The following is a 14,477-nucleotide window of genomic DNA, read 5'->3' as shown; positions in this document are numbered from 1 at the left end:
CGATCGCGATGCTTGAATCGGGGAGGATTAACAGTGACTAAATTGTTGCTGGGCTGCATCGCCGACGACTTCACCGGCGGCACCGACCTTGCCAGCACACTGGTGCGCGGCGGTATGCGCACGCTGCAGGTGATCGGCATTCCCAAGGCGCCAATCCCGGATGATATTGAGGCCGTCGTGGTCGCACTCAAGACCCGCACCTTGCCTGCTGATGACGCGATCAAAGAGTCGCTAGAGGCCTTGGAGTGGCTAAAAACGCTCGGATGTCGCCAGTATTTTTTCAAATACTGCTCCACATTCGACTCCACCCCCAAGGGCAACATTGGCCCGGTCGCCGATGTCATGATGGAATCCCTCGGTATCGACTTTGCCATCGCCTGCCCTGCTTTCCCTGAAAATAAACGCACCGTCTACCAAGGTCACTTGTTCGTGGGCGACGTACTGCTCAGCGAATCAGGCATGCGTCATCACCCGCTAACTCCCATGACCGACTCAAACCTGGTCAATGTATTGCAGCAGCAAACCAACAAGAAAGTTGGCCTGATCCCTCACAGCGCGGTATCCAAGGGCAACGGCCTGCTTAAGAAGACCATGGCTCAAGTGAAGGAATCCGGTTGCGGCTATGCCATCGTTGATGCCGTCACCGACGACGACTTGCGGGCCATTTCCATCGTCATCCAGGATCACAAGCTGGTCACCGGTGGATCAGGAATTGCCCTGGGCTTGCCGGACAATTTCGGCCGTAAAGGTTTGCTGGTGCGCAACGAAGCAGCCTCCGAACTGCCGCCAGTCGGTGGTCTTGGGGCGGTGCTTTCCGGTAGTTGCTCGGTTGCGACCAACGCGCAAGTCGAGCATTGGCAAACCAGCAGGCCGAGTTTCCAGATTGATCCTCTGACCCTGGCCAAAGGTGAAGATCAAGTGGCACAGGCACTGGAGTGGGCGAAAAGCCTGATCCAGACCGAGCCCGTCCTGATCTATGGCAGTGCCAAACCAGAAACTGTAAAAGCCGCCCAGGAATTGCTCGGCGTGGAAGCTGCGGGCCAGATCGTCGAAGACGCCCTCTCACGCATAGCAATCGGCTTGGTCGACCTCGGAGTGAGGAAGCTGGTTGTTGCCGGTGGTGAGACCTCCGGTGCCGTGGTGAAAGCGCTTGATTTTGAGGCCCTTCGCGTCGGGGCGACCATTGATCCAGGTGTACCTTGGACGGTCGGGCTTAGAGATATTCCGATTGCGCTAGCCTTGAAGTCCGGCAATTTCGGGACTGTCGACTTCTTCGAGAAGGCGTTGGGGCGGGTGCGATGAGCGAAAACAAACTTCGCGAAGAGATAGTTCTGTTGGGCAAGTCCATGTATGACCGTGGGCTGACTCATGGCGGCACAGGCAATATCAGCGCACGTGTAGACGATGGGTGGCTTTTGACCCCTACCGGATCATCGCTGGGCCGACTTGACCCTGCGCGATTGTCGAAGCTCGACTGGAGCGGGCGCCACATCAGTGGTGACAAACCCTCCAAAGAAGCACTGCTGCACCTCGGCATGTACGAGGAGCGGCCAACCAGTGGTGCGGTGGTTCATCTGCATTCCACCCACTCGGTTGCGGTGTCAGTACTCGATGGGCTGGATCCGGACGACTTGTTGCCCGCTATCACGGCTTACTACGCCATGCGTGTCGGCAAGCTGCCGCTCGTTCCGTACTACGCTCCAGGTGATCCAGCGCTGGCGGACGCGGTGCGTTCGTTCTCCGGCAAACACCACGCTATGCTGTTGGCGCACCACGGGCCGCTTGTCGCGGGTTCTGATTTGAGCGCGGCTGTGGATGCCACGGAAGAGCTCGAAGCAACAGCCCAGCTTTTCTTGCTGATTTTTCAACATAAATTCAAGACGCTGACACCCGATCAGATTGCCGATCTGCATCGACGGTATCCACAGCGCTAAGCGAGACAGCCAATGCGCCACGACCTGCTGAGCCTTGAAATATTCATGGCAGTTGCTGAGCAGCGAAACCTCACCAGAGCAGCTGAACGCTGCCACCTGGCGACGTCTGCTGTAAGCAAACGCATCAGCGAACTGGAAGCCAAGGTCGGGGCCAGCTTGTTTGTCAGGTATCCGCGCGGGATGGAGTTGACTCCGGCGGGCCAGTCCTTGAGGCACTACACCGTGCAGCTCATGGAAACGCTGGGCAAAATGGATTCGGAATTGGAAGAATATGGCTCGGGCACCAAGGGCCATATTCGTCTACACGCCATTACTTCTGCATTGGCACAGCACCTCACCATCGACGTCGGCCGCTTTCTGAACAGTTATCCTGAAATAAAATTCGACATCGAAGAGCGTGTGGGTGCCGCGATCGTCAGAGCAGTCGCAGACGGGCGCGCCGATCTGGGCATCATTGCCGAGCAGACACCTGCCATGGGGCTTGAATCGATCGCCTACCGAACCGATGAGTTGGTCGTAGCCGTCTCGGAAACCCACCCCTTGGCGCAATTCACGGGCGTCAGATTCGAGCAGGCCTTGGGCTACGAATTCATCGGGCCTCATCAGGAAAGCTCTGTCCACAACTTGCTCACTGAGCACGCCGGCAAGCTGGGCACGACGGTGCGCCAACGGATCCGGGTTAGCAGTTTTGAATGCATGTGCCAGATGGCCTCAGCCAATCTGGGGATCTGCATCCTCCCGCGCGACGTATTAAGACGGTACCTCAAGCCCTTGCATCTGCATGCCATCGCCTTGGAGGAGTCGTGGGCGCATCGGCAACTGAACATCGTCTCCCGCAGTTTTGAGGCATTGGCTCCCACCGCCAAGGCCTTTGTCGGGCACCTCACTGCCTGACGTTCTCCTGAGGCGAACGTTTCTTTCTTCAAGTATCAATTTTCGCCTGGTCAGAGGTTGCTTAGGATCATCCTATCAAGCAGTGGAACCGCCACTTCGACTCACGAACACATCTTGAAGGTCATATGATCTCAACCATCGACCCTCGGTTTCTCAATCATCTGAATGTGAGCAACCGTCAATACGCTTTTGTAGATCTCAAAAAAGTCGTTACTGCAGAACGGTTGGCTAGCGTTCCCTATTCCCTGAGAATTCTGCTGGAGAACGTAGCCCGCTGCTCCCCTGCCTCGCTGCCCGATTTTCTGGAATGCCTTGAAACCAACCGTGCCGATTGTGAAGTGCCCTTCTTCCCTAATCGCCTGATGTTTCACGACACCACATGTTTGCCCGCGCTCGCAGATTTCGCCGGAATGCGCGACATGGTCAGCGAAATGGGTGGTGCGTCTGCCACCATGAACCCGATGATTCCGGCTGTTCTGACCATCGACCATTCCGTGATCGTGGAAAGTTACGCCCACGCCGACTCGGTCGAGCGCAATCTGGATATCGACTACCGCCGAAACTCCGAGCGCTACCGCTTCATCAAGTGGGCGCAGGAAAGTCTCGATAACTTCAAAGTCGTACCTCCAGGCACGGGCATCATTCACCAGGTCAACATGGAATCACTGGGCAAGGTGGTATGGGAAAGCCGCACGTCCGACGATGAGCCATTGCTGCACCCGGACGACATGGTGGCAACTGACAGCCACACCCCGATGATCAATGCCATCGGCATCCTCGGCTGGGGCGTTGGCGGTCTTGAAGGCCAGGCAGCCATGCTCGGCGAGCCAATCCCTATCAGCTTTCCGGAAGTCATCGGCATTCGCCTGACAAACAAGTTGCGGCCCGGAGTGACGGCCACCGATCTGGCATTGCGGATGACTCAAATCCTGCGGGCCCGTGGCGTGGTCGGTAAATTTGTAGAGTTCTGCGGCCCGGGTTTATCAGGGTTGAGCTGGGCCGCTCGGGGCACGTTGTCTAACATGGCCCCTGAGTACGGCGCGACGGTGGTGTTTTTCCCATTCGACGATACGACCATGCAGTACATGCGTCTCACCGGCCGCGACGATGAAACATTGGCGAGAATTGACGCCTACCTCGGCGTGCAATCGCTGTGGCGTCATGACAGCGACCCTGAGCCTCAATTCACACAAGTCATTGAGCTGGATCTGGATGCAATCGAACTCAGCGTTGCGGGCCCGCATCAGCCGCATCAATGGCGCAAGCTGGCTGACACAGCCAGCTCCTTCCGCCATGACATCCTGGGTGAAGGTGCACAAGTCATTGCCACCTCAACCGACAAGACCGCGAGTTTCTTTGAGCCTTCATTCGGCGAGCCTGTTACGCATGGAGTGATCTCGATCGCGGCGATCACCAGTTGCACCAACACCGCGAACCCGAGCCAGATGATTCAGGCCGGCTTATTTGCACGTAAAGCCCGAGCCCGAGGCCTGAAGCGCAAACCATGGGTCAAGACCTCGCTGTCGCCTGGTTCCCAGGTGGTTGCCGATTACCTTGAACATGCCGATCTGATGGCTGACTTCTCGGCACTCGGGTTTGACCTCGCAGGTTTTGGCTGCATGACCTGCATCGGTAACTCCGGAAAGCTAGAACCGCACATGGAAACCTTTGCCGACGAAGGTTTGAAGACCGTTGTCGTGCTCTCTGGCAATCGAAACTTTGAAGGCAGGGTCAATCCAAAAGTACAGATCGGCTATCTGGCTTCACCTGCGCTGGTCGTCGCTTACGCCATTGCAGGCACCATTGATACGGATATTCAGCGTCAGCCACTAGGCCAGGATACTGAAGGCAACGATGTATTCCTCCACGAGTTGATGCCGCAAGAGGACGAAGTCAACGCACTGGTCGAGCGCACGGTATTGCCAGAGCTGTTCCGCAAACGCAATGCGACACTGTGGGATGGCACTCATCATTGGCAACAACTGTCAGCAGTGGGGAGTGTCCAGTTCCCTTGGGATCCTGCATCGACCTACCTCCGTCGCCCGATTTATCTGCAGGGCGTCAATCCTGAGCCCGCTCAATCCCTGGCGATCAAAGGCGCTCGTCCGCTCATGGTGTTAGGTGACAACGTCACCACCGACCACATATCACCGGCCAGTGCCATTCCAAGCGAAAGTCAGGCTGGCCAATGGTTGCTGGATCGTGGTGAGGCCATCGACGATCTTAACCAGTACTCGACCCGCCGCAGCAACCACGAGGTGATGATGCGCGGTGCTTTCGTGAACCGGTCAGTCAGGAATCTGCTTCTGGCAGAGCAGCCGGCAGAAGGCGGCTGGGCGAAGAACGTTACCGGCGACGTGATGCGGGTTTATGACGCCGCGCTGACCTATGTCGAGCAAAAGATCCCGCTATTGATCGTCGCCGGGTTCAACTATGGCGCGGGCTCAAGTCGCGATTGGGCCGCAAAGGCTCAAGCAACCCTGGGGGTCAAGGCCGTGGTGGCTCGGAGTTTTGAGCGGATCCACCGTAGCAACCTGATCGGCATGGGCGTATTCCCCATCGAGTTCAAACCTGGCCAAAGCGCCGAAGATCTAGCCCTGGACGGTTCTGAGCAACTTGATATCGAAGGACTGGACAGTCTGGCTGTGGGGGTCAACCCGATTCGTATGCTGATTACTCAAAACGGCGAACAGCGAGTCTTCGAACTTGTCCTGAAAATAGATTCCACCCAGGAAACCCTATACCTGCGCGAAGGCGGCATTCTTCCCTACGTCGTGCGCAAGGTTGTGGCCCAGACAAAACCGTTGAAGGAGGCTACCAGCCATGAACACCACTGAAATCTGCGATGAGTTAAAGGATCGAGCCCGGTTCCTCCCTCCTCGTTTCCAAAGCTTCGGTGGACGCACTCAATTCAGAGGCGAGGCCGTCACAGTCAAATGCTACGAAGACAGTTCGCGAATCAAAGAAGCCATCGCGACTCCCGGCCAGGGAAAAGTGCTGGTCATCGATGCGGGCGCCAGTGAGCGGTGTGCGGTGTTTGGCGATATGAGCGCCCAAATTGCGATGGATAACGGGTGGGAAGGCGTGATCATCAACGGCTGTTTGCGTGACGTGACGACCATTGCTTCGATGGACATCGGAGTACGCGCCCTTGGGGTTGTGCCCAAAGGCTCAAACCGACAAGGCCAGGGACTGGCGGGAATTGCCGTCACGCTCGCCGGTATCACTTTTCAGCCTGGCGACCTGGTGGTGGCTGATGAAGACGGTGTACTCGTCGTGGACGCGTCGAACGCAGGATTAATTGCCTGATTTTATGGAACAAGAGAGCTGAGCATGTACGCATACGTAGGATGTCGCACGACACGAGACAGAAACGCTCGCGGCGATGGAATCAATGTTTATAAACTCGACCAAGCGACCGGTAGACTAACCCATCTGCAGCTTGTTGCAGGCCTGACCAACCCGTCGTTTCTCGCCATGAGCAAAGATCAGCAGTTTCTGTACTGCGTTCACGGGGATCGTGAAGAGGCCAGTGCTTTTGCCGTCAATGCCGACGGTCGATTGTTGTTGCTCAACACCGTCACGACTGGCGGGCTGAACCCGGTTCACTTGGCCATCGATCCTGACAATCGCTATCTGTTGGTCAGCAACCACATAGGCGGCTCGATGGCGGTGATAGCGATAGAGGCTGATGGAACGCTGGGTGAACTGCTGCAGTGCACCACAATGGAAGGGCCAATAGGGCCTCATCGGGTAGAGCAAACCATCCCGAAACCACACTTCAACCCGTTTGATCCGAGTGGTCGCTTCGTTATCGTGCCTGACAAAGGCCTGGATCGAATTTTCAGTTTCGAATTCGATGCGCAAACAGGCACGTTCAAGCCTGCCAAAGTGCCGCTTGTCGTCGCGCGAGAAGGCTCGGGCCCTCGCCACGTTGCTTTCCACCCTTCACTTGCGCGCCTCTATGCGATCAACGAGCTCGACTCGACCGCAACGACATACGATTTTGATAGCGAAACCGGCGAACTGACGCCCCTGCAGATACTGTCATCGCTGCCAGAGAGCTTCGTCGGCAACAGCCGGGCGGCAGAAATCGAAGTTGATAAAACCGGCCGCTTTCTCTATGCGTCCAATCGCGGTTACGACAGCGTCGCGCTATTCAGCATCGACCAGCAAAGCGGCCTGCTCACCTTTGTCGAAGCCTTCCCCACTGAAGGCAAAACACCACGCTTCTTCGCGCTGAGCCCGTCCGGACAGTTTCTCTACGCTGCCAATGAAGACACCGACACCATTGTCACGTTTTCCGTAGATTCACAGACAGGTCGACTGAAATCGACAGGCCAGGTTATCGAGACAGGGAGCCCCGTTTGCATGGTTTTCGCTGACCGTCGCGACTTCAGCGCATGAAATCCTTTCTAAAGGGACTTCGCTCCTGGTGGGGCACCCCCATCGTGGGAGTATGTGGAGCCATGGCAGCAACCTGGATGCATTGGCCGTTGCCGTGGATCATCGGTTCGATGTTGGCGGTGATCGCCGTGCGGTGTATCGGTTGGAGGATTGGCGAAATACCTAAAGGGCGCATTTCAGGCCAATGTATGATTGCCACATCCATCGGCCTGCACTTCACACCCCTGGTACTGGACGAGATCATCCAACGCTTTCCGATGATGTTGTTGGTAGCGTTCCTGCCCCTAGGCATCGCGCTGGTTGGCATCAGCTTCATGCACCGCCGAGGGATGGATCTCACCACTGCTTACTTTGCCTTCATGCCAGCCAACTTCGCCGAGATGATCCAGTTGGGCATGCGTCATAAAGCAGATGTGGGCAAGATCGCAGCCGCACACAGCGTCAGGCTGGCATTGATCGTCTTATGTGTGCCGCCCACGATGTTTTATCTGGCCCACGTACTGCCTAATGCGACCTATGCAAGGCTGCCGGCGGACTGGCATTGGCTGGCACCTATGCTGCTGGGAGGCGCATTGGTCGCGATGGGATGGAAGCGTCTGGGCTGGCCAAATCCCTGGATGTTCGGGCCCATGGTCCTTTGCGCGTTCTGCACAGCCATGTTCAACCTGCAAATGGCCTTGCCGGTAGAGCTCAGCCATTACGGCCAGTTGATGATTGGCTGTGCACTGGGTACCCATTTTGACCGGCAATTCTTCAGGTCAGCCCCGACCTACCTGCTCAAGGTGGCGGCGTTCACCCTATCAATGATCGGCTTCACGGTTCTGACCGCGTGGCTTTTGAGCCATGTCATCGACCTCCCGACCTCAACCCTGGCACTTGGCATGATGCCGGGCAGCAGTACCGAGATGTACCTCACAGCCGAGGCCCTGCACCTGGCGGTCGGTCTGGTCACAGCGATGCAGATCATGCGCTTGGTGGTGGTGATGCTCTGCGCTGAGCCGATACACGATCGATGGGTGAAGCGATGTGCGCTTCCAGAAAGGGAAAAAGTGGATTGAAAGTCAGCCCCCTAAAGTGAAAACCGGCCTTGGCCGGTGTTTTCAAATGTCCCTGTGAGCACTCCGCACAGCGGTGTGCCCTCAGACGTGTGCGGCTAGCTGATCTTCAACTCGCAACCGAAGAATCGGAGATTTATGGGCAAACGAGCCGCTGAGGTGGCGCTTCATTAAATGCGCCGCTTCGAGGTTGTTTCCCTGCTCCACCAGTTCGATCATCTGGATATGCTCGGCGCATTGTTTGTACAGGCGCTTGCGATCGATCATTGAGCGATACTCCAGCAGGCGGCGCATGTTGTTCATCTGCCTCAAAATCATCAGGTACAGCGGATTTCCGGAGAGTTTGATGAACTCCTCATGGAAACGGATACCGTTCCTGAGCAGCACATCTGCTGGCAATGTATCGATGCCCCCGTCCAGCATGTCCTGCTGTTCTTTCTTGAGGCGACGCAGGATGTCCATGTCGTGCTGATAGGTCGGTTCGAGTAAGGCTGCAGGCTCGATTAGCGATCTGACTTTATAAATCTGCTCCAGGGTTTCCGGGGTCTTCGCAACATCCAGAAAACGCCAGCCGTAACCAGGCTTGGGCTCGACCCAACCGACCTTGGCCGCACGATTGAGAATATCGATAACCTGAACTTTAGTGAGGTTGTAGCGGGTGCGCAGGAATTGCTCGGTAACTTCCTGAGGGATCAGGTTGTTCAGCCAGTCTTCGGAGAGCCGATAATATTCTTCCGGTTCTTCGAGTGATCGCACCTCATCATTGAGCGCTACCGTTTCGTGCGCGCGCTCCAGTACAAAGAACCCCCGATTGGCAAACTGCTCCAGATAGCCATCATTGGCCAGCGTGAGCAATGCCTCACGGGCGGGAGACCGCGACACCTTGAACTCATCCGCCACTTTCTGGGCGCTCATGTGCGCGCCCACTTCAAGTTCGCGAACCTGAATTTTCTGGCGGATTTCTGCAACAATCCTTTGGACTAAAGCGCTTGCAGCCATTCTCAACTCACTGACTTGTCAAAAACCTGAACAATAAACCTTCGCTGGCTTAGACAGCGACTGCCGGAGTATACGGCCAGCGAAAGGTTCTTGGCGCATTTCAGATCTGGAAATGCCTGACCATCGTATTAAGCTCTGACGCCAGATTCGCCAGCGACTGAGACGCAGCCGTTGTTTGGTTGGAACCTTCAGAGGACTGGATGGAAAGCTCCCTAATGTTCAGCAAATTCTGGTCGACGGATCTCGCCACATGAGCCTGCTCCTCGGCAGCGGTAGTGATGACCAGGTTACGGTCATTGATCTCGTCGTTCGCCGCGACGATCTCCTCAAGTGCAATCCTGGCGAGTTCGGCGAGCTCCAGGGTTTGTTGGGTCATGCTGCTGCTGCTCTGCATGGTGCCAACAGCATCGGCAGTGCCTTTCTGAATGCTGCCAATCATTTCCTCGATTTCCCGGGTCGATTGCGCAGTGCGGTGAGCCAAAGCGCGCACTTCGTCAGCAACTACCGCGAATCCTCTACCCGCCTCCCCTGCACGCGCCGCTTCAATCGCAGCATTGAGCGCCAATAGATTGGTTTGCTCTGCAATCGTGCGGATGACATCTAGCACCTTGCCGATACCCTGAGCCTGATCTGCAAGCCCTCCTACTTGCTCGGAGCTGACCGCTACACCTCGCGTGAGCCCTTGAATGGAAGCCACTGCCTCCAACATTCGCTGCTGCCCTTTGAGGGCAATAGCACGAGATTCTTGGGAAAGGTCAGAAGTCGATGCGGCATTTCGCGCAACCTCTTCGATAGCAGCCGTCATTTCAGTGACTGCGGTGGCCGCCTGTTCGATTTCCCCATGCTGTTGTTGCAGATATCTGCTGCCCTCGGATGTCACGGCGTTCAGCTCCTCCGCAGCAGAAGCCAATTGGGTTGATGAACCGCTGATCTGTTTGAGGGTGGTCAATAGACTGGCCTGCATGATGGCCAATGCTTCAAGCAAACGACTGGCCTCATCGTTACCATCGGGATTAATGGGCTTGGTCAGATCGTCCTTGGCAATGGTTTCTGCGACGCGGACAGCGTCCATGATGGGCAAGGTAATGCTGCGCGTGAGTAGCAACGCCACCAGTATCGTACCGACACCTACGAGCAGGATGACCAGACTGATGCCATTGACCGCATCTGAATAAGCGCTATCGGAGTGCTGCCTCGCCAGCTCCGCGCCCTGGTTTGCACGATCAATCAAATCATCGAAGTTTTTGGTCATCTGATCGTAGGAGTCTCGGATCGTCATGAGGTAAGCGCGCGCACCTGCCTTGTCGCCCAAACGAGAGAGCCTGAGTAATTCAAGGTGATTCCTGGCATACGTGTCGAGGCTACGGTTGAAGGCCTCCAGCCGCCCCCTGTCCTCGGCTGTCGTTAACAGATTGGCATAGGCCGCCATCTGCTCACGCACGTTTTTCAATCGCCCAGCGGTTTTGTCCTCGTAGGACTGCATCTCATCTTCAGTCGTCGACAGGATGTGCTGCATGGAGCCCATACGGTACCGGTTCAACGAAGCGTTCGATGCCCCCAACGCTCGCACCCGCTGCATCCAATTGTCCTGAATATCGGCGGCCTGAGTCTGCACATCGCGGATTTGTTTGAGCGCAAACAACCCCAGAAACACGCTGAGCAACGCGATGGCTGCGAACCCGATGAACGCCCGGGGTGCAATCCGGATTCTCCTTAGCAGCATGGGCTTACACTCGAGGCAGATAGCAGCAGGAGAAGCTGCGCATCGGAAAAAGCACCACAAGGTTCAACCGCATCCCGATACCAGGCACCACAGATTTTCTCGATAACCATTTTTTGCATCCCCGTGTTGGAAGTAGGTGCGCTTGGCCGTTCAAGCCGCGCTTTCTTGTTTTGATGTTGAAGCTAGCCCCTTTGGTGGCGTGCTGCGCTGAAAAACCCTCACTGATCAATGTCAGTACACGCACCACCGGTCACGCAGTAGATATGGAGAAACCCTATTACACCACCAAAATAACATTGCATTTTTATACGCCAATATGCGAATCTTTTTCTGCCGCGTCATTCTCGGATCGGCCCAAGCCTGTATTACTTTAGCTAAGAAACCAAGCATTCATTGAGAAAAACACCCATAAAAACGTTCAAAACAGCTCAAGACGACGCCCAGGACGAATTAGCCACCAGATTATCAATCTGGCTATTTATGCGTAAAAGTTGATTTCAAACCATTACCCACAAAATTCCTCAAGGAACCCGTAATGCAGAGAAGAACCAAGATTGTCGCCACGCTCGGCCCAGCCACCGAAACCCGGGAGGCCATCGAAGGACTGATCAAGGCCGGTGTTGACGTCGTACGTCTTAACTTTTCTCACGGCAGCGCTGAGGATCACATCGCACGTGCACAGCTGGTGCGTGAATTGGCCGCCAAGAACGGTCGGTTCGTCTCCGTCCTAGCGGATTTGCAGGGGCCAAAAATTCGCATTGCGCGTTTTGCAGAGGGCAAAGTAGTCATCAAGAAAGGCGAGCAATTCGTTCTTGATGCGTCCCTGGACAAAAACGCTGGCGACCAGAACCGAGTCGGTATCGACTATGAAGCGTTGATTACCGATAGCCGTCCAGATGACATCCTTCTGCTGGATGATGGCCGGATCGAGCTCAAAGTGTTGCGCGTCGAAAAGACCCAGTTGCTCTGCGAGGTGGTCATCGGTGGCCCGCTCTCCAACAACAAGGGCATCAACCGCAAAGGCGGCGGTCTGTCTGCATCCGCTCTGACAGAGAAGGATCGTATCGACATTAAAACCGCTGCCAAGATGCAAGTGGATTACCTGGCAGTGTCGTTCCCCCGGGATGCGGCTGATATCCACCTGGCCCGCCAACTGCTGCACGAAGCCGGTGGCGAAGCCGGGCTGGTGGCCAAAATCGAACGTGCCGAAACCGTCAATGACGTGAGAGTTCTGGACGCCATCATTGAAGCGTCGGAAGCAGTCATGGTGGCTCGCGGGGATCTGGGCGTAGAAATTGGCGATGCCGAGCTGGTTGCCGTGCAGAAACTGATCATCGACCGCGCTCGCGCGCTCAATCGCGTCGTTATAACTGCAACCCAGATGATGGAAACAATGATCACCCAGTCCATGCCGACCCGAGCGGAAGTGTTCGACGTTGCGAACGCCGTGCTCGACGGCACCGACGCAGTCATGCTGTCTGCCGAAACAGCTGCCGGCGCCTACCCGATCGAGACGGTTGATGCGATGCACCGCGTCATCATGGGCGCAGAGAAGCACCCCCTGGCGCACCGCTCCAAACACCGCGTCGACGAAGTATTCCATAAGATCGATGAATCGATCGCCATGTCCGCCATGTACGCGGCGAACCATCTGCACGGCGTAAAAGCGATCATTTGCATGACCGAGAGCGGCGACACTCCGCGCCTGATGTCTCGCATCCGTTCACACCTGCCAATCTTTGCGTTCTCAAGAAATGCCCGCACGCAGAATCGGGTCACGATGTTCCGGGGCGTCACCACGATCCCGTTCGACTCCGACAACTACCCCAACGAAGAAGTGAATCACCGCGCAGTCGATGAGCTCATCCGTCGCGGTGTCGTCACCGATGGCGATCACGTGCTGATTACCAAGGGTGACTACGCCAACGCTCAGGGCGGCACTAACTCCCTGCGAGTGGTTCGTGTCGGCGAAGCGATCCGCTGAGAGGTGTGGTTATGAAAAACCAGAGCACTCTGAATACTCAAGAGCACGAGACCTAGCCCCGGGGGTTCGACATACGCGCCGAATATTCCGAGCAACAAGAGCTGCTGACTGCTGAGTTCTCTCCAATGGTCGATGAAGCCCAGCAACGCGACATCCCTTTGCAAGGTAAAGATAAAAATGACTAACAAAAGCCTGATCGTAAATGTCGTTGCACATGAAATTCTGGACTCTCGCGGCAATCCGACCGTCGAAGCTGTTGTGACGCTGGCAAGCGGTATCAAGGCGACGGCAAGCGTGCCTTCGGGAGCTTCCACAGGCTCCAGAGAGGCTCTGGAGCTTCGCGATGGCGGTTCACGTTACAAAGGCAAAGGCGTACTCAAAGCGGTTGCTAATGTGAATACCGCCATCCGTGATGAGATTGTGGGGATGGACGCCCTCAACCAACGGGCGGTCGATGCCGCGATGATCGAGCTCGACGGCACGGACAGCAAAAGCAACCTGGGTGCCAATGCCGTGCTTGCTGTTTCTCTGGCCACTGCAAAGGCCGCTGCCGAGTTCAAGTCGATCCCTCTCTACCAACACCTTGCGGCGCTGTACGGCCTGGCGGGCCGTTTCAGCATGCCGGTGCCGATGATGAACATCATCAACGGTGGCGAGCACGCGGACAACAACTTCGACATCCAGGAATTCATGATTCAGCCAGTCGGCGCGCCTTCATTCAAAGAGGCCTTGCGTATCGGCGCTGAAGTATTCCACACCCTCAAGCAGGTACTGACCGAACGCGGCCTCAGTACTGCGGTGGGCGATGAAGGCGGTTTTGCGCCATCGCTGAGCTCGAACGAAGAAGCGCTGGTGGTAATTAAAGAGGCCGTTGAACGCGCGGGCTATGAACTAGGCAAAGACATCACCATGGCGCTGGATTGCGCAGCGTCCGAATTCTACAAAGACGGCAAGTATGTGCTCCCCGGCGAAGGTAAGACGTTTGACTCCGAAGGGTTCGCGGATTACCTCGCATCACTCTGCGACAAGTACCCGATCATCTCGATTGAAGACGGTATGGATGAGAGCGACTGGGCCGGCTGGGCGGCATTGACCAAAAAGCTGGGCTCGCGGGTTCAACTGGTCGGTGACGATTTGTTCGTGACCAACACTATAATCCTGAAAGAGGGCATCGATAAAAAGATCGCCAACTCGATTCTGATCAAATTCAACCAGATCGGCAGCCTCAGCGAAACGCTGGATGCAATCCGCATGGCGCAGGACGCCGGTTATACCGCCGTGATCTCCCACCGTTCCGGCGAAACGGAAGATACGACGATTGCGGATCTGGCAGTCGCCACCTGCGCGGGCCAGATAAAGGCAGGTTCGCTGTGCCGTTCTGACCGGGTCGGCAAATACAACCGACTACTGCGAATCGAAAACGCCCTACAGGACGCCGCCCCTTACAGCGCTGATCCATTGCTCAAGCGCAACGTTTAGGA

The 14,477-nt window shown here is 56.2% G+C and carries 11 protein-coding genes and 1 pseudogene; 9 read left to right on the top strand and 3 right to left on the bottom strand.

Translation table 11 applies throughout. From position 1 onward, the window contains the following. Window positions 1-33: 33 nt before the first annotated feature. The 7 genes from otnK (at window position 34) to AC54XV_RS04105 (ending at window position 8,293) form a co-directional block, all read left to right on the top strand. Entirely contained in the window at window positions 34-1,302 is a 1,269-nt protein-coding gene (otnK, locus tag AC54XV_RS04135) for a 3-oxo-tetronate kinase (RefSeq protein ID WP_496717986.1), read from the top strand. Beyond that, a complete protein-coding gene (gene otnC, locus AC54XV_RS04130) occupies window positions 1,299-1,934 on the top strand; it encodes a 3-oxo-tetronate 4-phosphate decarboxylase (RefSeq protein WP_496717984.1) in 636 nt (211 codons plus the stop codon). Before otnK ends, otnC begins: the two co-directional genes overlap by 4 nt. 12 nt (window positions 1,935-1,946) lie before the next feature. Then, entirely contained in the window at window positions 1,947-2,828 is an 882-nt protein-coding gene (locus tag AC54XV_RS04125) for a LysR family transcriptional regulator (protein WP_129450602.1), read from the top strand. Between the two features lie 125 nt (window positions 2,829-2,953). Beyond that, window positions 2,954-5,665, top strand: a complete 2,712-nt coding sequence (acnA, locus tag AC54XV_RS04120; protein WP_129450604.1) for an aconitate hydratase AcnA — start codon at window positions 2,954-2,956, stop codon at window positions 5,663-5,665. Beyond that, window positions 5,652-6,137 (top strand): ribonuclease E activity regulator RraA, encoded by a 486-nt coding sequence (rraA, locus tag AC54XV_RS04115; protein ID WP_129450606.1) that lies wholly within the window; start codon window positions 5,652-5,654, stop codon window positions 6,135-6,137. Before acnA ends, rraA begins: the two co-directional genes overlap by 14 nt. Window positions 6,138-6,161: 24 nt before the next feature. Next, entirely contained in the window at window positions 6,162-7,235 is a 1,074-nt protein-coding gene (locus AC54XV_RS04110; protein WP_129450608.1) for a lactonase family protein, read from the top strand. Window positions 7,236-7,297: 62 nt separating this feature from the next. After that, window positions 7,298-8,293, top strand: a complete 996-nt coding sequence (locus AC54XV_RS04105; RefSeq protein ID WP_496717980.1) for an AbrB family transcriptional regulator — start codon at window positions 7,298-7,300, stop codon at window positions 8,291-8,293. Window positions 8,294-8,374: 81 nt separating this feature from the next. Here AC54XV_RS04105 and AC54XV_RS04100 read toward each other — a convergent pair whose 3' ends face one another. The 3 genes and pseudogenes from AC54XV_RS04100 to AC54XV_RS04090 all read right to left on the bottom strand — a co-directional run. Beyond that, entirely contained in the window at window positions 8,375-9,289 is a 915-nt protein-coding gene (locus AC54XV_RS04100) for a GntR family transcriptional regulator (RefSeq protein ID WP_129451613.1), read from the bottom strand. Window positions 9,290-9,389: 100 nt separating this feature from the next. Next, on the bottom strand, window positions 9,390-10,253 hold the full coding sequence (locus AC54XV_RS04095) for a methyl-accepting chemotaxis protein (protein ID WP_420850705.1): 864 nt from the start codon (window positions 10,251-10,253) through the stop codon (window positions 9,390-9,392). Further along, window positions 10,248-11,012, bottom strand: a pseudogene (locus AC54XV_RS04090) (MCP four helix bundle domain-containing protein); the annotation flags it as partial. The gene AC54XV_RS04095 and the pseudogene AC54XV_RS04090, both read right to left, overlap by 6 nt. Before the next feature lie 535 nt (window positions 11,013-11,547). On the opposite strand from AC54XV_RS04090, the gene pyk reads away from it, so the two are divergent. Both pyk and eno read left to right on the top strand, forming a co-directional pair. Beyond that, window positions 11,548-12,996 carry a pyruvate kinase gene (gene pyk / locus AC54XV_RS04085; RefSeq protein WP_187598735.1) on the top strand — a complete coding sequence of 483 codons (1,449 nt, stop codon included), beginning with the start codon at window positions 11,548-11,550 and terminating at the stop codon, window positions 12,994-12,996. A 177-nt stretch (window positions 12,997-13,173) separates the two neighbouring features. Then, window positions 13,174-14,475 carry a phosphopyruvate hydratase gene (eno, locus tag AC54XV_RS04080; protein WP_129449148.1) on the top strand — a complete coding sequence of 434 codons (1,302 nt, stop codon included), beginning with the start codon at window positions 13,174-13,176 and terminating at the stop codon, window positions 14,473-14,475. Window positions 14,476-14,477: the final 2 nt, after the last annotated feature.

It is taken from the genome of Pseudomonas fragariae (ex Marin et al. 2024), assembly GCF_059621105.1.
The sequence above is the reverse complement of the archived record's forward strand: the minus strand, read 5'-3'. Positions and strand labels throughout refer to the sequence as shown.